General features: G+C 65.8%; 21 protein-coding genes. 7 read left to right on the top strand and 14 right to left on the bottom strand.

Annotation, left to right across the window (positions count from 1 at the left end; all coding sequences use genetic code 11):
• The first annotated feature begins 274 nt into the window (after window positions 1–274).
• Complete coding sequence (locus Q2M23_RS30305; RefSeq protein WP_316398010.1) at window positions 275–1,375, top strand: LLM class flavin-dependent oxidoreductase; 1,101 nt, start codon at window positions 275–277, stop codon at window positions 1,373–1,375.
• A gap of 109 nt (window positions 1,376–1,484) precedes the next feature.
• Window positions 1,485–2,039, top strand: coding sequence for a flavin reductase family protein (locus Q2M23_RS30300; RefSeq protein ID WP_057018925.1), 555 nt, complete (start codon window positions 1,485–1,487; stop codon window positions 2,037–2,039).
• Window positions 2,040–2,252: 213 nt separating this feature from the next.
• Here the strand turns inward: Q2M23_RS30300 and Q2M23_RS30295 are convergent, their stop codons facing one another.
• Window positions 2,253–2,729, bottom strand: coding sequence for a hypothetical protein (locus Q2M23_RS30295; RefSeq protein ID WP_316398009.1), 477 nt, complete (start codon window positions 2,727–2,729; stop codon window positions 2,253–2,255).
• A 380-nt stretch (window positions 2,730–3,109) separates the two neighbouring features.
• Here Q2M23_RS30295 and Q2M23_RS30290 point away from each other — a divergent pair, with 380 nt between their 5' ends.
• Window positions 3,110–3,865 (top strand): SDR family oxidoreductase, encoded by a 756-nt coding sequence (locus Q2M23_RS30290; RefSeq protein WP_057018923.1) that lies wholly within the window; start codon window positions 3,110–3,112, stop codon window positions 3,863–3,865.
• A gap of 9 nt (window positions 3,866–3,874) precedes the next feature.
• On the opposite strand, the gene Q2M23_RS30285 is transcribed toward Q2M23_RS30290, so the two are convergent.
• The 5 genes from Q2M23_RS30285 to radC form a co-directional block, all read right to left on the bottom strand.
• Window positions 3,875–4,279 (bottom strand): hypothetical protein, encoded by a 405-nt coding sequence (locus Q2M23_RS30285; RefSeq protein WP_057018922.1) that lies wholly within the window; start codon window positions 4,277–4,279, stop codon window positions 3,875–3,877.
• Entirely contained in the window at window positions 4,279–5,862 is a 1,584-nt protein-coding gene (locus tag Q2M23_RS30280) for a hypothetical protein (protein WP_057018921.1), read from the bottom strand. The genes Q2M23_RS30285 and Q2M23_RS30280 overlap by 1 nt, the downstream gene beginning before the upstream one ends.
• Window positions 5,863–5,945: 83 nt before the next feature.
• The gene (locus Q2M23_RS30275; RefSeq protein WP_316398008.1) at window positions 5,946–7,811 is read right to left on the bottom strand and encodes a sigma-54-dependent Fis family transcriptional regulator; all 1,866 of its coding nucleotides are present in this window, start codon (window positions 7,809–7,811) and stop codon (window positions 5,946–5,948) included.
• A gap of 240 nt (window positions 7,812–8,051) precedes the next feature.
• A complete protein-coding gene (glgX, locus tag Q2M23_RS30270; protein ID WP_057019522.1) occupies window positions 8,052–10,175 on the bottom strand; it encodes a glycogen debranching protein GlgX in 2,124 nt (707 codons plus the stop codon).
• 364 nt (window positions 10,176–10,539) lie between these two features.
• A complete protein-coding gene (gene radC, locus Q2M23_RS30265) occupies window positions 10,540–11,253 on the bottom strand; it encodes a RadC family protein (RefSeq protein ID WP_076831172.1) in 714 nt (237 codons plus the stop codon).
• 124 nt (window positions 11,254–11,377) lie between these two features.
• Here radC and Q2M23_RS30260 point away from each other — a divergent pair, with 124 nt between their 5' ends.
• A complete protein-coding gene (locus Q2M23_RS30260) occupies window positions 11,378–12,097 on the top strand; it encodes a DNA-3-methyladenine glycosylase I (protein ID WP_057019520.1) in 720 nt (239 codons plus the stop codon).
• Between the two features lie 25 nt (window positions 12,098–12,122).
• Here the strand turns inward: Q2M23_RS30260 and map are convergent, their stop codons facing one another.
• Both map and Q2M23_RS30250 read right to left on the bottom strand, forming a co-directional pair.
• Complete coding sequence (map, locus tag Q2M23_RS30255; RefSeq protein ID WP_016844429.1) at window positions 12,123–12,947, bottom strand: type I methionyl aminopeptidase; 825 nt, start codon at window positions 12,945–12,947, stop codon at window positions 12,123–12,125.
• Window positions 12,948–13,114: 167 nt separating this feature from the next.
• Window positions 13,115–14,431 (bottom strand): mechanosensitive ion channel family protein, encoded by a 1,317-nt coding sequence (locus Q2M23_RS30250; RefSeq protein WP_057019519.1) that lies wholly within the window; start codon window positions 14,429–14,431, stop codon window positions 13,115–13,117.
• Window positions 14,432–14,652: 221 nt separating this feature from the next.
• On the opposite strand from Q2M23_RS30250, the gene Q2M23_RS30245 reads away from it, so the two are divergent.
• A complete protein-coding gene (locus Q2M23_RS30245; RefSeq protein ID WP_057019518.1) occupies window positions 14,653–16,446 on the top strand; it encodes a potassium/proton antiporter in 1,794 nt (597 codons plus the stop codon).
• Between the two features lie 9 nt (window positions 16,447–16,455).
• On the opposite strand, the gene Q2M23_RS30240 is transcribed toward Q2M23_RS30245, so the two are convergent.
• From Q2M23_RS30240 to mepA, 6 genes are all read right to left on the bottom strand, one after another.
• Entirely contained in the window at window positions 16,456–17,742 is a 1,287-nt protein-coding gene (locus Q2M23_RS30240) for a hypothetical protein (RefSeq protein WP_316398007.1), read from the bottom strand.
• Window positions 17,743–17,836: 94 nt separating this feature from the next.
• Window positions 17,837–18,508 carry a molybdenum ABC transporter ATP-binding protein gene (gene modC / locus Q2M23_RS30235; protein WP_057019517.1) on the bottom strand — a complete coding sequence of 224 codons (672 nt, stop codon included), beginning with the start codon at window positions 18,506–18,508 and terminating at the stop codon, window positions 17,837–17,839.
• Window positions 18,509–18,611: 103 nt separating this feature from the next.
• The gene (gene modB, locus Q2M23_RS30230) at window positions 18,612–19,307 is read right to left on the bottom strand and encodes a molybdate ABC transporter permease subunit (RefSeq protein WP_316398006.1); all 696 of its coding nucleotides are present in this window, start codon (window positions 19,305–19,307) and stop codon (window positions 18,612–18,614) included.
• Between the two features lie 4 nt (window positions 19,308–19,311).
• Window positions 19,312–20,097 carry a molybdate ABC transporter substrate-binding protein gene (gene modA / locus Q2M23_RS30225; protein WP_316398033.1) on the bottom strand — a complete coding sequence of 262 codons (786 nt, stop codon included), beginning with the start codon at window positions 20,095–20,097 and terminating at the stop codon, window positions 19,312–19,314.
• A gap of 205 nt (window positions 20,098–20,302) precedes the next feature.
• Window positions 20,303–20,812 carry a hypothetical protein gene (locus tag Q2M23_RS30220; RefSeq protein WP_316398005.1) on the bottom strand — a complete coding sequence of 170 codons (510 nt, stop codon included), beginning with the start codon at window positions 20,810–20,812 and terminating at the stop codon, window positions 20,303–20,305.
• Between the two features lie 131 nt (window positions 20,813–20,943).
• Window positions 20,944–21,906, bottom strand: coding sequence for a penicillin-insensitive murein endopeptidase (mepA, locus tag Q2M23_RS30215; protein ID WP_316398004.1), 963 nt, complete (start codon window positions 21,904–21,906; stop codon window positions 20,944–20,946).
• A 195-nt stretch (window positions 21,907–22,101) separates the two neighbouring features.
• Here mepA and Q2M23_RS30210 point away from each other — a divergent pair, with 195 nt between their 5' ends.
• Both Q2M23_RS30210 and Q2M23_RS30205 read left to right on the top strand, forming a co-directional pair.
• On the top strand, window positions 22,102–22,539 hold the full coding sequence (locus Q2M23_RS30210) for a L,D-transpeptidase (protein WP_225163662.1): 438 nt from the start codon (window positions 22,102–22,104) through the stop codon (window positions 22,537–22,539).
• 353 nt (window positions 22,540–22,892) lie between these two features.
• The gene (locus Q2M23_RS30205) at window positions 22,893–25,094 is read left to right on the top strand and encodes a putative bifunctional diguanylate cyclase/phosphodiesterase (RefSeq protein ID WP_410469790.1); all 2,202 of its coding nucleotides are present in this window, start codon (window positions 22,893–22,895) and stop codon (window positions 25,092–25,094) included.
• Window positions 25,095–25,234: the final 140 nt, after the last annotated feature.

Here is a 25,234-nt window from a genome sequence, read left to right as displayed (position 1 = left end):
TCCGCGAGAGTATCTGCTTCCGTGTGTGCGAAGGCAGCCCGAGCCAACCAGCGCGAATGCTTGCCGGCGCGTCTCATGGTTGCGACAGGTCTCGCGACGGTGAGACGCTGCCAGCCTTGCCAAGCCCGCTGACCGGCGCGCAGCCGGCCGAAATCCGGCCGTTCTCACCCATTCCCTGCGACTTCCTCCGCTGGCACAGCGCTTGCTGATCGTCATGCAATGCGCGGCAAGACGCATTGCACGACTGAACCCAACGCGAAGGAAGGAAACGCACATGGAGCTTGGATACTTCACCATGCCCTCGCACCCGCCGGAGTGCGGATTGAAGGAGGGCCACGACTGGGACCTGCAGACGCTGCGCTGGCTCGACGAGCTCGGCTACCAGGAAGCCTGGATCGGCGAGCATCACACCGCACCCTGGGAGCCGCACCCGTCGCCCGACCTGCTGGTGGCGCAGGCGCTGCTGCAGACCAAGAATCTGCGCATCGGGCCCGGCGGCTTCCTGCTGCCGTATCATCATCCCGCCGAGCTCGCGAACCGCGTTGCGATGCTCGATCATCTCTCGAACGGGCGCCTCAACTTCGGCGTCGCGGCCTCGGGCCTGCCCAGCGACTGGGCGATGTTCAATGTCGACGGCATGTCGGGCCAGAACCGCGACATGACCCGCGAGGCGCTCGAGATCATCCTGAAGATGTGGTCCGAGCCGGGACCCTGGACGCACAAGGGCAAGTACTGGACAGTGAGCAAGCCGGACACGATGTTCGACTTCCTCAAGCCGCACATCAAGCCGTTGCAGGGGCCGCATCCGCCGATCGGCGTCGCCGGCCTGTCGAAGAATTCGGACACCTTGAAGCTCGCCGGCGAGCGCGGCTTCATCCCGATGAGCCTCAACCTCAACCCGGCCTATGTCGGCAGCCACTGGGATTCGGTCGAGGCCGGCGCCGCCAAGACCGGCCGCAAGCCGAGCCGCAAGGACTGGCGGCTGGTGCGCGAGGTGTTCGTGGCGGATACCGATGAGGAGGCGTGGAAGCTGTCGACCGGCGACATGATGGGCCGGATGATGGGCGAGTACTTCCTGCCGCTGCTCGGCCATTTCGGCTTCAAGGACTATCTGAAGCACGCGCCCGACGTGCCCGACAGCGACGTCACCGTCGAATATTGCGCACGCCGGAATTGGATCGTCGGCTCGCCCGCGACGGTCACCGAGAAGATCGAGAAGATCTACCGGGACGTCGGCGGCTTCGGCGTCCTCTGTGTGTTCGGCTTCGACTACAAGCACAAGCCGGAAGCCTGGCGGCACTCGCTGGACCTGCTCAAGAGCGAGGTGATGCCGCGGCTCAAGCATCTCGGAGCCGAGTTCGAGAAGGCTGCATGACAGCTGCGCGGGGTGCGGGGCTTGCCTCGCACCCCGCCTCGCATATCTTGTACGAAGTGTTTTTACCGAAGCATGATCCGGCGGATCATGCTCAGACAGGGTTTGCGGCATGACGGTCGACGCACAGAGTTTCAAGCAGGCGATGCGCCATTGCGCGGGCGCCGTCGCGCTGGTGACGGTCGGCTCGGAGACCGGGCAGCGCACCGGCCTGACCGTGACCTCGGCCTGCTCGCTGTCGGACAATCCGCCCTCGGTGCTGGTCTGCGTTAACCGTAACGCCAGCGCGCATCAGCGCATCCGCGAGGAGCGCCATTTCGTCATCAACTTCCTGAACGAGGACCACGCGCTGCTGGCGCTGACCTTCTCCGGACAGAAGGGCGTCAACGGCGACGACCGTTTTGCGTTTGGGCGCTGGACCACCGGCGCCACCGGCGCCCCGGTGCTGGAGGATGCCGTCGCGGCGTTCGACTGCGTGCTGGCGCAGGAGCTCGAGACCAAGACCCATTCGATCTTCATCGGCGAGGTCCAGCACGTCCGCGCCGCGACCACAGTCGACCCGCTGATCTATCTGCGCTCCGGCTTCCAGAGCGTGCGCAACATCCATGATCCGGTCGAGCTCGGCGACGTCGATGCGCGGCGTGTGAGCTGGAACGAATTTTCCTGAAACGTACTGACATCTGCGAGGCGGACGGGTCCAGGTACCCGATCCTCTCTCAATCGTTTGAGAGCTGTCGGGCTGCGTCGCCTTGAGGGCGCAATGCTGACGACCCGTCTTGCACGCGTTTGATGGCTTTGGCCCGGCCGTGCGACCGCTGGCCGAGCCAACGCTCATGTGAGGCGTCGCTGTCCTTGCCGTGGTCCCGCGGACGCTGCGCTGCTATGACCCCGGCGTTCTCACGACCAGTTTGATGTTCAGAAGATTGACCCCCTTGAAGGGGTTCGGCGCGCTTTCGATCGTTCCTGTGCCCGTTGCATTCGCATAAGCGCCCGTGCCCGAAAGGATCGTATATTCGCCGTTTGATTTTCCGTCCTTGATCGCGCCGGTGTAACGCGCGGTGATCGCGCCTTCCTCGAACGTGTAGGTGCTGTAACCGTAATAGGAGCCCGAGCCCTTCAGCATGTCTCCTGAATGGACGAACTCCTTCACCCCGATATGGCCATCACTGAAGATGGCGACACCAAAGAACTTGCCGGAAACGACCGTCTGCCCCTCGACGTTTGCTGCCTCGATGACCTTGACGTCGACAGGCTTGGTGACGAGCTTGAACTCGAGCACCTTCTCACCCGCTAACGCGGTCGACCCCGCAACGATGATTGCCACGCTGGAAACGAAAAAGGTGATAAAATTCCGCATAGACTCCTCCTGCGTTTGCTGAAATCAAATCAAGGAGTGCACAGCGGGCTATACGTCATGCCCAGCATTTGCGTTGCAGCACGAAAGAGAGCCCGCGGTTATATCCCGGCAGCGGTCGAAGCTTTCGGTACCCCAGCACGCTGGCTGGAACGCACGCATTAGTCTACGCGACGGTAGGAGGTTCAGCAAGCGTAGACACCAACGGCTCATGCTCGTCAGACGACAGACTCCGCGACATCAGAACAGCCGTGGCGTGCTATAGTGTGGTTGCGTGCGAGAGAGCGACACAAGAGGTCGCGCGACGTACCAATGACGATTGCCGCCGGCAAATCCGGCAAAGCATGTCTCAAGAAACCTCGTCACCGACAAGGAGTATCACCATGAAGATCGTTGTGATCGGCGGTACCGGACTGATCGGCTCAAGGACCGTTGCCATTCTGCGCCAGCGCGGCCATGACGTCGTCGCCGCCTCGCCGAAGAACGGCATCAACGCCATCACCGGCGAGGGGTTGAAGGAGGCGCTGGCCGGCGCGGCCGTGGTGATCGACCTCGCCAATTCGCCCTCGTTCGAGGACAAGGCGGTGATGGAATTCTTCGAGACCTCCGGCCGCAACCTGCTGGCGGCGGAGAAGCCGGCCGGCGTCAAGCACCATGTCGCGCTGTCGATCGTCGGCACCGACCGCACGCCCGAGAACGGCTACTTCCGCGCCAAGGTGGCGCAGGAGAAGCTGATCGAGGCGTCCGGGATTCCCTACACCATCATCCGCGCGACCCAGTTCATGGAATTCGTCGGCGCGATCGCCGATGCGGGCGCGGTTGGAAACACCGTCAGCCTCTCGCCCGGCCTGTTCCAGCCGATCGCGGCGGAGGACGTGTCCGCGCTCGTCGCCGATATCGCGCTCGAGCCGCCGCGCAACGGCATCGTCGAGATCGCAGGTCCCGACCGCGCGCCGTTCAACGAGATCGTGGCCCGCTACCTGAAGGCAAAAGGTGACCCGCGCGAGGTGGTGAAAGACCCTGACGCGCTTTACTGGGGCGGCCGGGTCGAGCAGCACTCGCTGGTGCCGCTCGGCGAGGCGCGCCTCGGCCGCATCGATTTGAACGAATGGCTGCGCCGCGCGCGACCGGCGGCCTGACGGTATCGGCTATTTGAGCCACACCAGCAGTGGGACGGGCGCGCGTCCTTCGCAGGACAGCGTGCCCTCGTAATTGCGCGTCTTGCGGGCGCTGTAGGTGCAGGGCGCGCCGTCCAGCACCAGCTCGGCGGTGACCTGCGAATCCGCGCCCGTGATTTGCAGCTTGATTTCTCCGGCGCGTTCGTCCGGCCCGTCCTGCGTGCAGATGCCCACATGCTTCATCTTGAGCGGTCCGGAGAATTGCCTCGGCGCGCCCGGCGCGCTTTCGGTGAGATGTCCGGTCAGCTCCCATTCGCCGAGCACGCCGGCCTGGCCGAGGATCTCCATCGCACTGAGTGTCGGTGTGTGGCAAAGCGTTAGCGCAACGGCGCCGAGCAGCGCCGCACCGCCGTTGCGCCATGTCGCCCGTGGCATCACAGCTTGCTTCCGGTAGTCTGGCGCAATTCGATCAACTCCGGCCGCGACAGATCGGCATCCGCGGTGAGCCGGGCAATCTGATCAGCGCATTCCCGGATCTTGGCCTGATCGCCGGCCGCCTTGGCGCTCTTGACCATGCCGAGATAAGTCGCCAGCCGGTTGGGCTCCTTCTTGAGCACGGCTTCATAGGCGGCGAGCGCCTCCCTGGCCATGCCGCGATCGAGCAGCATCGCCGCGTAGAGCTCGCGCGCCGGCGCCAGCGGTCCCGGCGTGACGGGGTGCTTCTCGGTCTTGTCTTCCGCCTCCGCGGCGGCATTCATCGCGCTGAGCGCATCGTCGTATTTGCCTTCCGCGTACAGCACCCAGGCGCTCGCGATCTGCTGCTGGATGTCGACGATGTTGGACCAGTAGGCGTCCTTGGCGTCCTTCAACTTGTCGCACAGCTCGATCAGCTTGGCGACATCGGCTTTGGCGGCGGCGGGGTCACCGGAGCGCGCGGCGCCGACCGCGCGGGCGAAATAGGTGATGGCATCCGCATAGGCGTATTTGGTGGGATGCACTTGAAGCGCGGCGGCACCCTTCCAGTCGCCGCGTTCGAAGACATAGCGGGCCTGGCTTGCCGCCACCGCGAAGGGGCCTGCGAACCGGTCGAGCTTGAACTGGAGCTTGCCGAGCTCGTCGATCACAGCACGTGCCTCCTTGTCCTGGCCGAGCTGGAGATAGGCATAGACCAGATAGTCCATCGCGTGCGCCTGGTCCTGCTGTTCGCCGTCTTGCTTGGCGATGCGCGCGGATTCCTTGTTCGAGGCGATCGACTCCTTCCAATAGCCGACGCGCGTGAAGATGTGCGACGGCATGTGCTGGGCATGCGGCGCGTGTTCGGCGATCTTGGCATAGCGCATCGCCGCGGGGAGGCCCTTCTCCGCGAGCGCCGGGTAGTCGTAGAGATGGATCAGATAGTGGGCGATGCCGGGGTGCTCGGGCTGGCGCTTGAAGATCGGTTCGAGCAGCGCCGCGCCCTTCAGCTGGTTGGCGTAGGTCTTGTCGCCCGGCGAGGCCGCGACGTTGAGCGTGATCGCATAGGCGATCTGCGCCTCGTCATCGTCGGCATAGTGCATCGCGACCTGCTCTTCGGCGGCGAGGAATCGCTGCACGCGGGTGCGGTGATCGACCTTGTCGTAGTCGACATACATCGCCGCGATCGCATCGATGTATTCGCGCTCGCGCGGGGTGCCGGCATTCAGCGCCTGGCCTTTTTTCGCAGCTTCAAGGCCGAGCGGAAGGTTTTCCGGCGGCGGCGGCGCGTGCGGATTGTAGAGATAGCTGAGCGCGATGCCCCAATAGGCGATGGCGCATTGCGGGTCGGCCTCCAGCGCCTCCTCGAAGGTGCGTCGCGACGCGCTGTACCAGAACGAATGCTGATACAGCATGGCGCGATCGAACAGCTCCTGCGCTTCGGGCTTGCAGGATGTTACAAAATGGACTTTGCCCAATCGTTGCTCAGTGGAATCCGAGGCGGCAGGCTGCGAAATGGTCGCGGCAATGAGGCCAACGACCACAGCGAGGGGAAACCGTGTCATGGGACCCGCTCCGTGGCGTTGAAGGCGAAAACCGTACGATATCACCTTTCCCGCACCGCCGGAACAGCAGGGGCCGTTCTGGTCTAGCTGTCCAGCGCGATCCCTAACGCCTTGATCTTCCGGTACAACGTCGCGCGGCTGAGCCCGAGCGCCTTGGCCGCGTCCGTCACTCTTCCGTCATTGGCGCGCAATGCATCGATGATCGCGGTGCGCTCGCTCGCTGTGTGATCGGCCTCCGCGCCGCGTGCGCTGAACGGCGGCAGATCGAGATCGGCCTCGGTGATGACGCCGTCCTCCGCGGTGGCGCCGGCGAGTCGCAGCACGTGGCGAAGCTGGCGCATGTTGCCGGGGAACGGATAGGCCATCAGCTGCGCCCAGGCGTCGGCCGCGATGCGGCAGTGCGGCGCTTCATCGTCGGCGATCTGTGCGATGACGTCCTTGCGGTCGGCACGCTCGCGCAACGCGGGCAGGCGGATCTCCATGCCGCGCAGCCGATAATACAGATCGGAGCGGAAGCTGCCGTCCTCAGCCATCCGCGCCAGGTCGCGGTGCGTGGCGCTGATCAGGCGGATGTCGACCGCGACAGGCTTCAGCGCGCCGAGCGGCCAGACCTCGCGGTTTTCCAGCACGCGCAGCAGCCTGGTTTGCAGCGAAAGCGGCATGTCGCCGATCTCGTCGAGGAACAACGTGCCGCCGCTGGCTTGCACGATCAGCCCCTTCGATCCCTCGCGCCGCGCGCCGGTGAAGGCGCCGGCTTCGTAGCCGAACAGCTCGGCATCGATCAGGCTCTCCGGCATCGCTGCGCAGTTCAGCGCGACGTAGTTGCGGCCGGCGCGATTGCTCGCCGCATGGATGGCGCGCGCGAACACGTCCTTGCCGGCGCCGGTCTCGCCATGCAGCAGGATCGGCAGATCGAGATTGCCGAGCGTCATCAGCCGCTTCACGCCCTTGATCAGCACGGGATCGCGGCCCGCCAGCCGGTGCAGGCCGGAAAACTGTCCGGCCGGCTTTTCGCGCGGCGGTGTGGATGGCAGGCGCGGCGAACGCGCCCGCACCGGCGGCGCCAGATGGCCGCGTCCCCACGGCGTGCCGTCGGCGCGGCGCAGCGCGACCTGCTCGTCCGCGGCCCGTGTCGCGCGATCGTCGAGTTGAATAAGATGCGACAGGTCGATGCCGTCGTCGATCATCGCATCGGTCAGGCCGAACGCCGCGCGCGCGGTGCGGCAGGCGCCGACGACACGGCGGTCGTCGTCATAGGCCAGCATGCCGTGCCCGTCGCCGGGCAGCATCGCGATCCAGGAGGCGCGGTAGCGCCGGCGGAAGAACGACTGCTCGATCCGCCGCGTCGCCTCCGTGGTGACGGCGAGCGCCAGCTCATGCGCGCTGCGGCCGAGGTCGCTGCGGCACGAGGTGATGTTGACGGCGCCGGCGAGCCGCCCGGCATGATCGAACAGCGGCGACACCGCGCAGGTGAACATGTGCCACTGCTCGCGGAAATGTTCGTCGCCATGCACCAGGATGGGCCGCTGCTCGGCGAGCGCGGTGCCAAGCCCGTTGGTGCCCTCGAACGTCTCGGCGAAGTTCGAGCCGGTGTAGATCTTCCACTCAAGGAACATCCGCGCGTAGTCGCCCCCGGGCAACCGGCTCACCAGCATGGTGGCGTTGGGGTCGGCGAGATTGACGCAGTAGCCGGAATCGTGGAGCACGCGGGCGAGGTCCTCGAGCTCGGGGATCGCGACCTGGATCAAATCCTCCATCGGCTCGGCGATGTGCCGGATCTCGGCCTCGGTCAGGGTCTGCGGCGGCCCGCGCCGGGCCGGATCGAGGTTGTGATTGACCAGGCAGCGCCGCCAGGACGCGGCGATCCGCGTCTCGGTGTCGACGCCGGCCACCTGGTTGGCCGCCGACAGAACACGGGCGACGTGATTTGAGGCCGAAAGGTTGGCCATCCAGAGGTCTCCACCCCTAATTTTCCGCGAAGTCTGGCAGTCCGCGGCCGAATGTCAATTGGCCGACGGCGTCGCGGGACTCTTACCTCCCCTTGCAAAGGGGAGGTCGCTTTGCTGGTGAAAGCAAAGCGGGTGGGGATCTGCTCTCTTGCAGCATCGCCTGCGGCTGACCCCCATCCCGACCTTCCCCCTTTCAGGGGGAAGGAGAAGGCGGATCGCAGCCCGAGTGGAGCCAACGGGCTACGGGGATGACTTCACCTCGCCAGCGGTGAAGAGCACGAACGAACGCCCTACCGCCTTGTACGTGCCGTCGAACGCAAACTGCGCGCCTGCCGGCTGTTCCGGCGCGTTGGTGTCGAGCAGCCGCGACCAGCGCGGTCCGGCTGACGTCGGCGGCAGCTTGAAGTCGACCTCGCCCTCGTAGCTGTTGAGGATGACAAGCACAGTGTCGTCCTCGCCCTCACGCGCGATCGCGGTCTTGCGCGCGCGGCCGTCGAGCACGACGCCGAAGCATTTGATCCAGCCGGTGCTCCAGTCGGCCTGCGTCATCTCGGCGCCTGTCGTGCTGATCCAGACCACGTCGCGAATCTCGAGTTGGGGATCGCGATCGCCGGAGAGGAAGCGGCTGCGGCGCAGGATCGGGTAGTCGCGCCGCAGCTTGATCATCCGCTTGGTGAAGGCGAGCAGCTTCCCGCCGTCGTCGGAAAAATTCCAGTCGAACCACGAGATGTCGTTGTCCTGGCAGTACGCATTGTTGTTGCCGCGCTGGGTGCGGCCGAACTCGTCGCCGCCGAGCAGCATCGGCGTGCCCTGCGAGGCCAGCAGCGTCGCCAGCATGTTGCGCTTCTGCCGTTCGCGCAAAGTGCGGATATCCGGATTGGAGGTCGGGCCCTCGGCGCCGCAATTCCAGGAGTGGTTGTCCGACGAGCCGTCATTGTTGTGCTCGCCGTTGGCCTCATTGTGCTTGTTGTTGTAGCTCGCCCAGTCGTTCAGCGTGAACCCGTCATGGGCGGTGATGAAGTTGACGCTGGCCCAGGTGCGGCGGCCCTCGCGGTTGAACACGTCGTGCGAGCCGAGCAGCCGCGGTGCCAGGCTGCCTGGCGCCGCCTCGCCGCGCCAGAAATCGCGCACAACGTTGCGGTATTTGTCGTTCCACTCCGCCCAGCCCGCCGGGAAGCCGCCGACCTGGTAGCCGCCGGGGCCGCAATCCCAGGGTTCGGCGATCAGCTTGACGGTCGCGAGCAGCGGGTCCTGGTTCATCGCCTTGAGGAAGCCGGACTGCTCGTCGAAGCCGTAGACCTCACGTGCCAGGATGGTGCCGAGATCGAAGCGGAAGCCGTCGACATGCATGTGGCCGGCCCAGTAGCGCAGGCTGTCCATCACCATCTGGATCACCCGCGGATGCGACAGGTTCACCGTGTTGCCGGTGCCGGTGTCGTTGATGTAGTAGCGCCGCTTGTCTGGCAGCAGCCGGTAATAGCTCGCATTGTCGATGCCCTTGAACGACAGCGTCGGGCCGCGCTCGTTGCCTTCGGCGGTGTGGTTGTAGACGACGTCGAGAATGACTTCGAGGCCGGCGCCATGCAGCCGCGACACCATCTCCTTGAATTCGCGCAGGCTGTTCGGCACGTCGGCGGCGTAGCGCGGATCCGGCGCGAAGAAGCCAATGGTGTTGTAGCCCCAGTAATTGGTGAGGTGCTTGTCCAGCAGGTTGCTGTCGTTGATGAAGGAATGCACCGGCAGCAGCTCGACCGAGGTGATGCCGAGCGCCTTGAGATGGTCGATCGCAGCGTTCGAGCCGAAGCCGGCATAGGTGCCGCGCAAATGTTCGTCGATGCCCGGGTGCTGTTTGGTGAACCCCTTGACGTGGGTCTCGTAGACCACGGTCTCGTCCCAATGCACGTCCTGCCGCTGCGCCTCCTGGACCCAGTCGAAATTGGGATCGACCACCACGCATTTCGGCATGAACGGCGCGCTGTCGCGCTCGTCGAAGGTGAGGTCGTCGCCGCTCTCCATCTTGTAGCCGAACACCGCCGGATTCCAGGTCAGGCTGCCGGCATGGGCGCAGGCGTAGGGATCGAGCAGCAGCTTGTTCGGGTTGAAGCGGTGGCCGCCGTCCGGCTGGTAGGGACCGTAAACGCGATAGCCGTAGAACGTCCCCGGCTGCACGCCATTGATGAAGCCGTGAAACACCTGGTCGGTATATTCGGGCAGCTCGAAGCGGTGCGTCTCGCGCTCGCCGTCGAACAGGCAGACCTCGACCTTGGTCGCGTTGGCGGAAAACACCGCGAAATTGGTGCCGTGGCCGCTCCAGTGGGCGCCCAGCGGATAGGGCAGCCCCTCCTCAATGACGTAATCGGACATCGGTCCCCCAAGGCCCCTGACAGGCCGTCAGATCAATCTGCAACAAACGCCGCCGCGCGGGAAACGTTGCATGGGCTAGTTTAGCGGCAGTTACGCTTGGTTCGTATGACGCGGGCGGAACGAGATGCAAGGCTCGGCAAGAGATGTCGCGAGAATGCGGTCGTATGACTCTCTGCCACAATCTCGATGTCGTCCCGGGCAAGCGCTGCGCGACCCGGGACCCATAACCACGAAAGCAAATTGGCTTGCAAAGCTGGAGCCACAGCGTGCTTCGACAACGCAACCCCGTAGTTATGGGTCCCGGCCCCCGTGTGCAATTGCGCACTAAGCCGGGACGACAGCGGAGGGCTTGTTGAGTGCAATGCTAAATCAGCCGCATGCCCTTGAAGCTGGTATGCCCGTTCTTGCCGACGATGATGTGATCGTGCACGGCGATTCCGAGCGGCTTTGCGATGTCGACGATGGCTTTCGTCATCTGGATGTCGGCCTGCGACGGCGTCGGGTCGCCGGACGGATGGTTGTGCACCAGGATCAGCGCGGTGGCGGACAATTCCAGCGCGCGCTTGATCACCTCACGCGGATAGACCGGGGTGTGATCGACGGTGCCGGTCTGCTGCACCTCGTCGGCGATCAGCTGGTTGCGCTTGTCGAGGAACAGGAGGCGGAACTGCTCCTTGTCGGCGAACGCCATGCCGGTGCGGCAATAGTCGATGACGTCGTTCCAGGACGACAGCGCGACGTTGCGCCTGATCTCACCCTTGGCGATCCGGCCGGCGGCCGCGGCGAGCAGCTTGAGCTGGTTGATCGAGGCATCCTTGACGCCCTCGACCTCGCGCAGCCGCGCCACCGGCGCGTGCACGACCTCGGCGAACGAGCCGAACTTCTTCAACAGCGCCTTGGCCAACGGCTTGGTGTCGCGGCGCGGGATCGCGGCGAACAGCGCCATTTCCAGCAGCTCATAGTCGGTCAGCGCGTCGGGACCGGCCGCATAGAAGCGCTCGCGCAGCCGTTCGCGATGGCCGTGATAATGTGGCGTCTCGTCGGGCTGATCGGGGCTGTCACTGGCTTTGGCGGGCATCGGCTACAACCATGCCGTGCTCGCGGCGATTTGCAAGAGCCGATGCAACTGCCGGGTTTGCCACGATGCTTCGGGCGAATTACCGTCGGCGGCAACGGTTCGAGAGCAAGAGGGGGAGGGCGGCGTGACATCATTCAAGGTGATCCGCTCGCGCGCGGAGAAGCGCAAGGGCGGGCCGAAGGCGCTGGAGAAACTGCTGCGGCCGCCGGCGGGCGCCAAGGCGCTGGCAAAGCTCAGCGACGACCGCGTGCTGGCCGAGATGACCAGGCGCGTGTTCTGCGCGGGCTTTGCCTGGAGCGTGATCGACGCCAAATGGCCGGGCTTCGAGGAGGCGTTCCTCGGCTTTCAGCCCGCCAAGCTCGCCTTCAAGCCCGACGAATTCTGGGAGAAGCTCGTCAGCGACGCCAGGATCGTGCGCAACGGCGCCAAGATCATGTCGGTGCGCGACAACGGCCGCTTCGTGCAGGAGATCGCGCGCGAGCATGGCAGCTTCGGCAAATTCCTTAGCGCCTGGCCGTCATCGGATGAGGTTGGACTGCTGGAGCTATTGGCCAAGCGCGGCAGCCGGCTCGGCGGCAACACCGGACAGATGCTGCTGCGCTTCCTCGGTTGGGACGGCTTCGTCACCTCGCGCGACGTCGTCGCCTGCCTGCGCGATGCCGGCCTCGATATCGCCGAGGAGGTCAAGTCGAAGCGCGATCTCGCCAAGGTGCAGGCGCAGTTCAACGCCTGGGCGGAGGAGACCGGACTGTCCTATCTGCATCTGTCGCGGATCTGCGCGATGTCGATCGGAGAGAACCATACGCCCGAGGAGATCATCGAGCGCACGCGGAGCGATTATTGACGAGGACGGTTACAGCTGAACCCGATTAGACCTGAACCCACGGCTTCTCGCCATGGCGTTCGGACAGCGTGAAGATCTCGACGCCGTCGGCGGTGACGCCGACCGAATGCTCGAACTGCGCCGACAGCGAACGGTCGCGGGTCACCGCGGTCCAGCCGTCGGACAGGATCTTCACATGCGGCTTGCCGAGATTGATCATCGGCTCGATGGTGAAGAACATGCCGGGCTTCAAGGGCGCGCCTTCGCCGGGGCGGCCGATATGGATGATGTTCGGTTCGTCGTGGAACAGGCGGCCGAGGCCGTGGCCGCAGAAGTCGCGCACCACGCTCATGCCCTGCGGCTCGACATAGCTCTGGATGGCATGGCCGATATCGCCGGTGGTGGCGCCGGGCTTCACCGCGGCGATGCCGCGCATCATCGCCTCATAGGTCACCTCGATCAGCCGCTCGGCCTTCCGCGCGATGGCGCCGATCGCATACATGCGGCTGGAGTCGCCGTACCAGCCGTCGACGATGAAGGTGACGTCGACATTGACGATGTCGCCTTCCTTCAGCGGCCGGTCGCCCGGCATGCCGTGGCAGACCACGTGATTGATCGAGGTGCAGGTCGAGTAGCGATAGCCGCGATACATCAGCGTCGCCGGATAGGCGCCGTGGTCGAAGGCGAACTTGCGAACGAACTCGTCGATGACCGAAGTCGGGATGCCCGGCTTGACGATGTCGGTGAGCGCATCGAGGCATTTCGACACCAGGGCGCCCGCCTTGCGCATGCCGGCAAAGCCGCTCGGTCCGTGCAGCTTGATCTGACCGGTCTTGCGAAGCGAGGTGTCGGTGGCGTCGATATAGCTCATGGGCGGGCTGCTTCTGCGGGCAAGGGGCTGATTTCAGGCCCTAATTTAATGATCGGCGCGCCCGGCGCAAGCCAAGGTTGGGCATGGGGACATGCCCAAACGGCTTGATTTTCAGGCCATATCCGGAACAGCGACCACCGCTGCGGCGAAAAGACCGCGCTCAAGCGCTAATTGGAGACCTCGACCACGCTCTCGACCGGCAGCGCGCCGCCGCGGATGCGGAGTTCCCGCACCGGGTAGGGCACCCTGATCCCCTCCTGCTTGAAGGCGTCCCACAGCGACAGCATGACGTCGCTCTTCACATTGTCCATGCCGTCGGGGTCGGCGATCCAGAAGGTCAGGGAGAATTTCATCCCGGCCTCGGCGAACTCGGTCAGGATGCAGTTCGGCGTCCGGCCCTTGGTGGCGCGCGGATGGGCCGCCGCGGTCGTGATCGCGAGCTTGCAGACCTGCCGCGGATTGGCGTCGTAGTTGGTGGAGAAGGCGATCTTCACCAGCGTGTTCTTGTCGGTATAGGTCCAGTTGGTGACCTTCTGCGTCACCAGGTCCTCGTTCGGGATCAGGAACTCGCGGCCGTCGCCGGCGGCGACCGAGATGTAGCGGGTCTTCATCGCGCTGATCCGGCCCGAATTGTCGCCGATCGTGACGAGGTCGCCGGGCTTCACCGATTTGTCGACCAACAGGATCAGGCCGCTGATGAAATTGGCGACGATCTTCTGCAGGCCGAGACCGATGCCGACGCCGGCCGCGCCGGTGAACACCGCGAGCGCCGAGAGGTTGATGCCGACCGCGCCGAGCGCGATCACGATCGCCGTCACCATCAATCCGATGCGGATGATCTTGACCAGCAGCACCTGGATCGACGGCGTCAGATCGGTGGCGCGGTTGATCCGGCTCTCGGCGAAATTGCCGGCGAGGTTGGTCAGCCACAGTGCCACGATCAGGAGCGCGCCGGCCTTGATAAGCAGCAGCGGCGAAAGGCGGAGGCCGCCGACCACGACCGCATATGCATCCAGCGTGTCGGCCGCCCAATCGAGCTGGCCGATGATGCTGAGGGCGGCGACCACCCAGGCCGCGATCGAGACTGTTTTCACGATGAAGGCGTTGTCGATCACCGAGGTGACGAGGCGGATCACCAGCCAGGCCAGCGCCAGCTTGGCGGAGACCGCGATCAGATAGCTGCGGCTCGGCCAGGTCGCGTGCCACATCACGATGCGGGAGATGATCATCAGGACCGCGAACACGGCGGTGGAAGCGCTCTTCACCATCACGCGGGCGAAGTGCCGGAGCGGCAGCGGCCAGCGCATCGCCAGCGACGACATGTCGACCCGCGCATGAATGGCGGTGTCGGCGGCGTAGGCGAGGCCGGCGGCGGCGAGGATGATGCCGAATTGCAGATAGAACCAGGGCGAGGCGACCTCGGCGCCGACCGAGCGCGCCGCCATTTGGATCGATTCGAGGACGTCCTTCCAGTTCATGTCCATCGGCAAAATCTCAACTCGAAGCGCGGGTCAGCCAAATGTGATTCGAATGCCCCGCGAGAATCCCACAAAGGCGCACACGCGACCATCGATACAACACAGTGTCGGGGCGACCTAGGGCTGATGAGACCGGGCACATTGCCGCTTATGTCAGAAATCGGTTGGCGTCCCAGTGTGGCGACGATAAGGATGCAATTGCAAGTATTTGAGACCTCCGAAGGCGCATGGCATCCCTCGACTCCGTCAGTATAGCGATCCTGCTCGGTGCGGTGCTGGTGATGGCCGGCATCCTGTCGAGCCTGCTGGCCTTGCGGTTCGGCGCTCCCTTGCTGCTGGTGTTCTTGCTGGTCGGCATGCTGGCGGGCGATTCCGGCCCCGGCCGGCTGCAGTTCGACGACGTCCGCACCACCTATCTGGTCGGCTCGGTGGCGCTGGCGCTGATCCTGTTCGACGGCGGATTGAAGACGCGGTTTGCCAGCATCCGCACCGTGCTGGTGCCCTCGATGGTGCTGGCGACCGCCGGCGTGCTGTTGACCGCGCTGATCACAGCGCCGGTCGCCCGTTTCGTGCTCGACCTCAACTGGACCGAGTCATTGCTGGTCGGCGCCGTCGTGGCCTCGACCGACGCGGCTGCCGTGTTCCTGCTGGTGCACACCCAGGGTCTGCGGCTACGCCCACGCGTCGGCGCGACGCTGGAGGCGGAATCCGGCACCAACGATCCGTTCGCGATCTTCCTCACCTTGATGCTGGTCGAGTTCATCTCGATCGGCCAGAGCTCGGCCTCGCACATCGCGCTGGAGTTCATCCAGGAGGCGGTGTTCGGCGCCATCATCGGGGTGATCGGCGGCCGGCTGGTGGTGATCGCGCTGAACTATGTAGCGCTGCCGCAGGGCCTGCATGCGCCGTTCGTCACCACCGCGGCACTGGTGATCTTCGGCGGCTCGCAGATCGTGCACGCCTCGGGATTCCTCGCGGTCTATCTCGCCGGTATCATCATCGGCAACCGGCCGACCCGCGCGCATAATTCGGTGGTGACGTTCCTCGACGCCGCGACCTGGCTGGCGCAGATCGTGATGTTCGTGCTGCTCGGCCTCCTGGTCTCGCCGCATCGCCTGCTCTCCAGCGCCGGCGGCGCCGTGCTGGTGGCGTTCGCGCTGATGCTGGTGGCGCGGCCGCTGGCGGTGCTGATCTGCCTCGCACCGTTCAAGTTCAACTGGCGGGAGAAGGTCTTCATCGCCTGGACCGGCCTGCGCGGCGCGGTCGCGATCTTCCTCGCCTCGATCCCGATGCTGGTCGGCCTGTCGAAGGCCTATCTCTATTTCGACGTCGCCTTCGTCGTCGTCATCATCTCGCTGCTGCTACAGGGCTGGACGCTGGCGCCGGCGGCGCGGCGGCTGCATGTCGCGCTGCCGCGCGCCGAACGCGGCCCGCGCCGCGTCGAGCTCGATTTGCCTGGCCAGCTCGAGCAGCAGCTGGTCGGCTATCCGGTGCGGCCGAAGAGCCTGTACTTCCGCCGCGGGCTGATCCCGTCCTGGTCGAAGCCGACGCTGGTGATCCGCGACGAGCGGATCCTGACGCCGACCGAGGCCGATCCGGTCGCGCCCGGCGACTACATCTACCTGCTGGCGCCGCCGGAGCGCGCCGAGGCGCTCGACCGCTTCTTCGTCGACATGGCGCCGTCGAGCGCGCCCGATCCGCATCTGCTCGGCGACTTCATGGTGTCGGCGGAGCATACGCTCGGCGAACTCGCCGAGATCTATGGCGTCAAGGTCGACGAGCACCAGGCCAAGCTGACGCTCGCCGACTATTTCGACGTCAATCTCGACCGCGCGCCGAAGGAAGGGGCCGAACTGGCGCTCGACGAGATCGTGCTGGTGGCGCGCAGCATCAGCGGTGGCCGCGTTAACGTCGTCGGCCTGCGCCTGCCGGAGGAAGAGGAGAAGGTCGCGCCGCAAACGCGGATGCAGATCGTCAAGCGCAAGCTCGCCGATATCTGGGCGTCGGTGGCGGGGGTCTGAGGCGCGCCGTTACGTCTTGCGCAGGAAGCTCGAATCCGGCGCGAACTTCCTGATCATGTCGGACAGCCCGTCGTCCGGCGGACCGGATGGGCCCTTTGACGCCGCGTCCGGCTTGGTCTCGCCCTTGATTTTCTGGCCGGAAATCTCGGCCAGCGCCGCGAGCAGCGTCTCGTCGAGATTGTCGGCCGCTGTCTTCGCAGGTGGTGTCGTCGCAGCTGGCGTCGTGGCGGGAGCCGGCGGAGGTGGCGTCGGTGGAGTGGGCGCGACCGCACGGATTTCGGGCTCGCGCCGCGCCGGCGGCGCTGACCCCGGTGCCGGCTTGGACGCATCCTTGGATGCATCCTTGAACGCATCCTTGGGGGCGTCCGCCCGCCGGGCGGCAGCCTCGCTGACGGCGGCGATCAACGATGCTTCGAGAGCGGCGGGCGTGTCGGCCGGCATGGGCGGCGGTGTAGCCGGCATCGGCGGCGGTGTGACCGGCACCGGCGGCGGCCCGGCGGGCTTCGCGTCCCGGGTGGCGCGACCGAACAGCGGTTCCCGCTGGCTCGCCGCCTGCGGTCGGCTGTCGGTGGCCTTGCCCGGCTCCGTTCCAGGCTCCTTGGCAGGCTTGAAGAGACCCGCGCGTTCGGCGGCCATCTTGGCGGAAGCCTCCTCGACTGTGGCGAGCAGGGACGCTTCGAGAGCGTTTGCGCGATTGCTTGGCGAAGTCGCCGGCTTGGCGGCAGGAATGATCACCGGCTTTGGCGGGGGCGGCAGCGGCGGCGGCCGAGATGCTTCGACTGGTGCGGGCGGCGGCGGGATCGGCTGACCGTCCCCGGTGCGCGCGATGATGCCGTCGACGATCGCCGCCAGGCGGCCCTTATCGGGGGCGGCCAGATAGCTCGCCGCCAGCTCATCGACATATTGCGGGCCGTAATCGGCGAGCACATTGGCGATCTGGGCGAGATCAGGATCGCTGTCGACAAGCCGGCGCCAGGCCTCGCGGTCGTAAGTCTCCCGGCCGTAGGCTGCGTCCCCCTTCTTGTCGGGCCAGGCCACCCGGCGCGACTGACGCTGCCCGGTATCCTGGCCTGCGATCGGATCGAGGGTCGGCGGCTGCAGCCCGTCGCTGAGGCGCGGCGGGGTAAATCCCGAGGCGCCGGCCGGCACGGCGGCATCGGCCGGACGCCGGCGCCGCTCGTCGACCTGCAGCGCGATCAGGCCGACGCCCATCAGCAGGAAGCCGAGCGCGGCCCACGAAATCGTGGCGCACAGCAGCCCGCCGATCAGCAGCAACACCCAGCCAGTCAGTCGCACAAATACACCCTTCCCTATGCCCGATCGGACGTCCCGACGCGGGCCTGGCAGACAAGATAGGCTATCTTATGCCGACTTTCGGAAAAACGGCCAGCTAGGCGCCCGCCGTCAGCACCTTGACACCGCCGAACGCGGTCACCTGGCCGCCGCGCAGCATCACGATCTGGGTGGCGAGCTGGCGCAGCTCGGCCGCGTCGTGGCTGACATAGACCATCGGGATGCCGGCTTCGTCGCGCAGCCGCACCAGATAGGGCAGGATCTCGAGCTTGCGGCTTTCGTCGAGCGCCCCCAGCGGCTCGTCGAGCAGCAGCAGCCGCGGCTTGGACAGCAGCGCCCGGCCGAGCGCGACGCGCTGGCGCTCGCCGCCGGAGAGCTTTCCGGGACGGCGGTCGAGCAGGGCGCCGATGTCGAGCAGGTCGACGACGCGCCGGTGTTGGGCGGGATCTTCGGTGAGGCCGTTCATGCGGCGGCCGTAGTCGAGGTTCTGGCGGACATCGAGATGCGGAAACAGCCGCGCGTCCTGGAACACGTAACCGATGCGGCGGCGCCAGCTCGGGACGTGGATGCCGGTCGCGGTATCGTCGACGGTCTCGCCGTCGATCACGATGGTGCCGCGGTCGGGACGCAACAGTCCCGCGATGGTGTTGATCAGCGAGGTCTTGCCGGAGCCGGACGCGCCGAACAGACCGGTGACGCGGCCCTCGCTGGTGAACGAGGCTGCAAGCGAGAACTCGCCGAGCTGCTTGGTGATGTCGACGCGCAGCATGGCTAAAGCGCGATGAGATTGAGTTGAATCGTCATCGCGCTTTAGCTCCTTGTTTGAGCATGGCCTCTTCGGAAAACCGCTTCACACTTTTCCGGATCATGCTCTATTGCCCATGCAGGCGCGCGGTGGCGCGACGCGCGAACACTTCAGCCGCGACCAGTGCGCCGACCGCGAGCACGATCGAGATGATCACGAGCCGCGCGGCGGCGGGGTCGCCATCCGGCGTCTGGATCAGCGAATAGATCGCCGACGAAATGGTCTGGGTCTCGCCGGGAATGTTGGAGACGAAGGTGATGGTCGCGCCGAACTCGCCGATCGCCTTGGCAAAACCGAGCACCATGCCGGCCAGCACGCCGGGCAGCGCCAGCGGCAGCGTCACGGTTGCGAACACCCGCCACGGCGCAGCGCCGAGCGTCTCGGCCGCCTGCTCGAGGCGGCGGTCGACCGCCTCGATCGAGAGGCGGATCGGCCGCACCAGAAGCGGAAACGACATCACGCCGCAGGCGAGCGCCGCGCCGGTCCAGCGGAATGCGAACACGATGCCGAGATGGTCGGCCAGCCAGCCGCCGACCAGGCCGCGCTTGCCCAAGGTCAGCAGCAGCAAATAGCCGGTGACGACGGGCGGCAGCACCAGCGGCAGATGCACGGCGGCATCGAGCAGCGACTTGCCCCAGAAATCGCGCCGCGCCAGCAGCCAGGCAAGCGCTACCCCGAACGGGGTCGCCACCAGTGTTGCGATGACGGCGACCCGCAGTGACAGCAGGATCGCCGTCCATTCGGCCGGCGAGATCTCGAACACGTGCTTAAGTCGTCGGGCTGATCAGGAACTTGAAGCCGTATTTCTCGAGGATCGTCTTCGCCGCGGACGAGCGCAGGAAGGCCAGGTACTCGGCGGTCTCTGGCTTCGCGGTCGTGGTCGCCGCGACCGGATAGATGATGGCCGGATGGGTGTCGGCCGGGAAGGTGCCGACGATCTTGACGCCCGGCTCGACCTTGGCGTCGGTCGAATAGACGATGCCGAGCACGGCTTCGCCGCGTGCCACCAGCGTCAGCGCGGCGCGCACGCTCTCGGCCATCGCGAATTTCGGCTCCGCCGACTGCCAGGCGCCGAGCTTCTCCAGCGCGGCCTTGGCGTATTTGCCGACCGGCACCGCCTTGACGTCGCCGGTCGCGATCCTGCCGTCGCCGGCTAGCTTGGCGAGATCGAAGCCCGGTCCGATGTTGACGTTGTCGATCTTGGAATCCTTCGGCGCGATCAGCACGATCGAGTTGCCGAGCAGGTTCACCCGCGTCTGCTCATTGATGTTCTTCTGCTTGATCGCATAGTCCATCCAGTCGGTGTCGGCGGAGACGAAGACGTCGGCCGGCGCACCCTGCTCGATCTGCTTGGCAAGCGCCGAGCTCGCGGCATAGCTGGCGGTGATCTTGACGCCGGACTTGGCGGTATAGGCTGCATCGATGTCGTCGAGCGCGTTCTTCATCGAGGCGGCGGCAAACACGGTGAGCGTCTTGTCGTCCGCTCTCGCGGGCGAATGCAGCGCGCCGAGCAGGATGACGAAGGCGGTGAAAAGTCCGGCAAGCCTTGAAATTGAAAGTCGTGGCATGGAAAGCGCTCCGTGCGGGTTCACGCGCGAACGGGCGCGCAAATCAGGCGTTGGGTGAGGTCTGGCCTGCGACGAACGGAAGCGCTGTTCCGCTGGTCCCCGACGGACTTACGGTCCTCAGGGATATCGCACTGCAAACATAGCAGGCTGGGGCTTACGGTAAAGGCGACCGTTTGTCTAACCGCTCGTCCTATTCGTCCGCCGGCTGGATCGCGATCGACAGCGAGTTCTCTTTTGAGCCGCTGACCTGCAGCACGAAGGGGCTGGCGGCGAGGTCATATTTCACGGTCTTGCGGATACCGTCGCAATCGGTCGCGCCGCTGAACGCCTTTGGCTTCAGGAAATGCCCGTCCTGCACCAGGTCGACCCAGGCCCCGGCCGACAGGCTGACGGTATAGAGCCCGGCCTTCGGCGCGGCCTTGAAGCTGGTGAAGCCGGCGAAGGTGCCCTCCTTCGGCGCGCGCTCCGGCGGAGTCGGCAATTTGGCGTCGCCGGGGGCCACCAGCGCCAGCGTGATCGCGGTCGCCGGCAGCGCCGTCTGCTCGCTCCCTGATACGACCTTGGCGCGATCGGACGCGGTCAGCGCGGCACGTGCGCGCTCAATCGACCATTTGAACTTGTCACAGCCGCTCGGCTGCTCCGCCGCGAAAGCGGAGGTCGAGACGAGTACGAGCGATGCGGCGAGGAGCGATTTGCGCATGTCTGGTCCATTCATGATGACGGATAGAATAGATCAGCCGCCCCGATCCATCGCCCGAACGCGCTTACGGCGCGACGGCACGAGATCATATCGCAGTTCGAGCCGGCCGGCATAGCCGCCTGACGAAGATGTCATTGCCCTGGCAGCTGCTGCTTGGCGTCGGGGGCGTTCAGCACCGTCCTGCAGTCAGCCGGCATCTGCGCCAGCGTCATCGGTGGGCGGGGTTTCGGCGGCTTCGGCGGAGGCTTCGGGTGCAGCACCGAATCCTTGAACCAGAAGGCGAGATCGGACGGCTTGCAGCCTTCGCCCTCAGCCTGCGCCTTCTGGCTCTCGCAGGCCGGGCTGCCGGGCGGACATCGCATGCGAATGTGGAAGTGGTAGTCGTGGCCCCACCACGGCCGGATCTTCGACAGCCAGCCGCGATCGCCCGTGGCCTCGCGGCATAGCGCCTTCTTGATCGCGGGATTGACGAAGATGCGCTGCACCGCCGGCTCCCGCGCCGCGTCGCGGATGACCAGCACGTGGCCCGGCGTGAAGACGCGCGGATCGATGTCGAGCCGGTCGTCGCGCACCATCATCACCGCCGACATCTCCTCGCGGTCCTCGCGCGACAATTTGCGATCGGGCATCGGCGTCAGCCAGATGTCGGCGTCGAGCCCGATCTGGTGGCTGGCATGACCGGACAGCGCGGGGCCGCCGCGCGGCTGGCCGATATCGCCGACCAGGATGCCTGGCCAACCGGCATCCTTGTGTGCGTTGGCCGCCAGCCGCTTCAGCAGCGCGATCATGTTCGGGTGACCCCAGTAGCGGTTGCGCGACAGGCGCATCACCTGCCAGGTGTCGCCGTTGAGCGGCATCTGCGCGGCGCCGGCGAGACAACCCTTGGTGTAGCCGCCGATCGACCGGGTCGGCAGCGCCGCCGGCAAAACCTTGCGCGCGAACAGCTGCTTCGCCCCGATCTTTGGATCGTTGGGGTTGGCGAGCGGCGGCAGCGGCTGTGGATTGAGCGAGCCCCTGTCCTGCGCCCGCGCGGAGATGGTGCAGGCGACGAGGGCTAAGATCAGGAGTGGGAACAGACGCAGGCGGGGTGTCATTCGGATCACTCTGTCGGCGCAAGGCTAGCATGGATTCGGAGCAGGCGGACCGCGCTTTCATCCCATTCGCTTGATCGCCCACAGGGTGGATTAAGATTACCTGCGGCTTCCAGGCTCCGATGTGAGCCACGCCACTTTACAAGCGCACGTTGTGGGCGACATCATGTCCGCAATAATTTCAGGGTAGGCGTTGTTGTGACGAGCGTATCGTGCGTACGGCTGGCGTTTGCCGCCGCGATTGCCGCGCCGATTTTGGCGCTCTCGCCGGCGCGGGCCGACGTCGTCGTTCACATCGATAAATCATCGCAGCGCATGGCGGTCAGCGTCGATGGCGCGAGACGCTACAACTGGCCGGTGTCGACCGGCCGCCGCGGCTATGGCACGCCGAGTGGGGTGTTCCGTCCGCAGATGCTGGCGCGCCGCTGGTACTCGAAGAAGTACTATAACTCGCCGATGCCGCACTCGATCTTCTTCCACCGCGGCTTTGCCATCCATGGAACATACGAACTCACGCGCCTTGGCGGGCCGGCCTCGCATGGCTGCGTGCGCCTGCATCCCTCGCACGCCGCAATGCTCTATGGGCTGGTCGAGCGCAACGGCCGAGGCGGCACGCGCATCGAAATCACCAACTAAGGTATGATCCGGCAAAATCCGAAGGCTGAGGCGCACCGCGCTTTAACCGCGCGATAACCCTGCCGCACGCTGACGAACATTGATGCGCTTGAAGCGTCTTCGGCGCATTCATTGTGCAATCGCGCGCCGGTTTACGCTTCCTTCACCAAGCGCCGGCGCTTCCACGCTGCGAATCTGTGCCGTGCGCCGCCGGCGCGCCGGGAGCAAACTCGCGCCCGGCGTGAATTCGCCTGCAAAGCAGGCATGCAAGGGTTTCTCAGGCAGCGCAGCTACTCGCCAAGAGATACCAATTTTTCAGAGACTTATCGCAGATATATCGCCGAACTGGAATGCGCGTGGGGCGTGCGATACCGATGATGCGGCCGAAGAAAAAGACCAAGAAACCGAACCAGGCCAAACTGTCCCGTCCTCGGGGCCGTCGTCCCACACCGATGCCGAAAGTGTCGGGCAGATCGCGCCGCCCCGCGGTCGAGATCGGCGAACTGGTGCGCCAGCGCGCGCAGGCCGAAGCCGCGATCGCCGAGGCGCGCAAATCCAACGCGCGGCTGCGTGAGGCGATCGACATCCTGCCGCAGGGCATCGTGTTCCTGGATCCGGAAGGCCGCTACACACTCTGGAACAAGAAATACTCGGAAATCTACAAGCGCAGCTCCGACCTGTTCGAGCACGGTGCGCGCCTCGAAGACACCATCCGCATCGGCGTCGCGCGCGGCGACTATCCCGAGGCTGCCGGCCGCGAGGAAGAGTGGATCGCCGAACGGCTCAGGAAGATGTACCAGCCCGGCGAGCGGCACGAGCAGGTGCTGGCCGACGGCCGCGTGGTGTTGATCGAGGAGCGGCTGACCTCGGATGGCGGCATCGTCGGCCTGCGCGTCGACATCACCGAACTGAAGCAGCGCGAGGCGTCGTTCCGCCTGCTGTTCGACGGCAATCCGGTGCCGATGATCCTGTGCGCGCTCGACGGCGAGCGGATCCTCGCGGTCAACGACGCCGCGATCGCGCATTACGGCTATGTCCGCGCCGAATTCGAGCGGATGACGATCAGGAGCCTGCAGGCGTTCGACGCCGACCTGCCTTGGGCGGCCGGCCGCAGCAGCGACGAGCAGGCGGCGCGGACCTGGAAGCATGTGCGCGCCGACGGCACGCTGATCGACCTTGCGATCTATTCGCGCCAGCTGATGCATGGCGACCAGCCGGCGATGCTGCTCGCGCTGATGGACATCACGGAACGCAAGCGCGCCGAGGCGCGGCTCGCCTTCATGGCCCAGCACGACAGCCTGACCGGCCTGCCCAACCGCAATCTGCTGCGCCAGCAGATGGACGAGATGCTGCAGCACACCCGCCGCTCGACCGACAAGGTCGCGGTGCTGATGCTGGGTCTCGACAATTTCAAGGCGGTCAACGAGACGCTCGGTCACGGCATCGGCGACAAGCTGCTGCGCGCGGTCGCCAAGCGCCTGCGCTCGACGCTGCGCGAGGAAGATGCGCTGGCCCGCCTCAACTCCGATGAGTTCACCATCGTGCAGGGCGGCGTGATGCGGCCCGAGGACGCGGTGCTGCTGGCGCGGCGGATCTTGGACGCGATCGGCGAGCCCTATCTGCTCGAGGGGCATTCGGTGGTGATCGGCGCCAGCATCGGGATCGCGATGTCGCCCGGCGACGGCGAGGATTCCGAAAAGCTCCTGAAGAGCGCCGACATGGCCTTGTCGCGCGCCAAGAGCGAATTCCGCGGCACCTTCTCCTTCTTCGAGGCGGAGATGGACGCGCGCGCCCAGAGCCGCCGCAAGATCGAGATCGACCTGCGCGATGCGATCCAGAACGAAGGCCTGCGGCCCTATTACCAGCCGCTGGTCGATCTTGCGAGCGGGCGCATCACCGGCTTCGAGGCGCTGGTGCGCTGGCCGCATCCGGAGCGCGGCATGATCTCGCCTGGCGAGTTCATCCCGGTGGCCGAGGAGACTGGGCTGATCAATCCGCTGGGCGCGCTGATGCTGCATCGCGCCTGCATGGACGCGGCGCAATGGCCGGATGACGTGCGCGTCGCGGTCAATTTGTCGCCGCTGCAATTCCGTACCGGCAATCTGCTGGCGCTGGTCACCGACGCGCTGCGGCAATCCGGCCTGCCGGCGCGGCGGCTCGAGCTTGAGATCACCGAGACGCTGCTGCTCGAAAAGAGCAGCCAGGTTTTGGCGACGCTGCATGCGCTGCGTGCGCTCGGGGTGCGGATGTCGATGGACGATTTCGGCACCGGCTATTCCAGCCTCAGCTATCTGCGCAGCTTCCCGTTCGACAAGATCAAGATCGACCAGTCGTTCGTGCGCGACCTCGGTGCGAACCCGGACGCGCAGGCGATCGTGCGCTCGATCGTCAGCCTCGGCATCGGGCTCGGCGTCACCATCACCGCCGAGGGCGTCGAGACCGAAGCGGAGTTGAGCCGCCTGCGCGCCGAAGGCTGCCACGAGGGCCAGGGCTTTCTGTTCAGCCGCGCGCGGCCGAACGCCGAGGTCATCAGCCTGCTGAAGGCGCAGCGCGTCGCGACGGCGCTGGTGGCGTAGTGGAGCCTAGAGGCAGAGATGTAACCTCGATCGAGCGTCGGGCTCCCCTTACCTCGCCCCGCGTGCGGCAGGGGTGTCCGGGGAATGATTCACTGTGTCGCGGTGCATGCTCGGCAGGACCGAGGCAAATCGGTCTTTTC

This window comes from Bradyrhizobium sp. 33ap4, assembly GCF_032654765.1.
Taxonomy (GTDB): Bacteria; Pseudomonadota; Alphaproteobacteria; order Rhizobiales; family Xanthobacteraceae; genus Bradyrhizobium; species Bradyrhizobium australafricanum.
The sequence above is the reverse complement of the archived record's forward strand: the minus strand, read 5'-3'. Positions and strand labels throughout refer to the sequence as shown.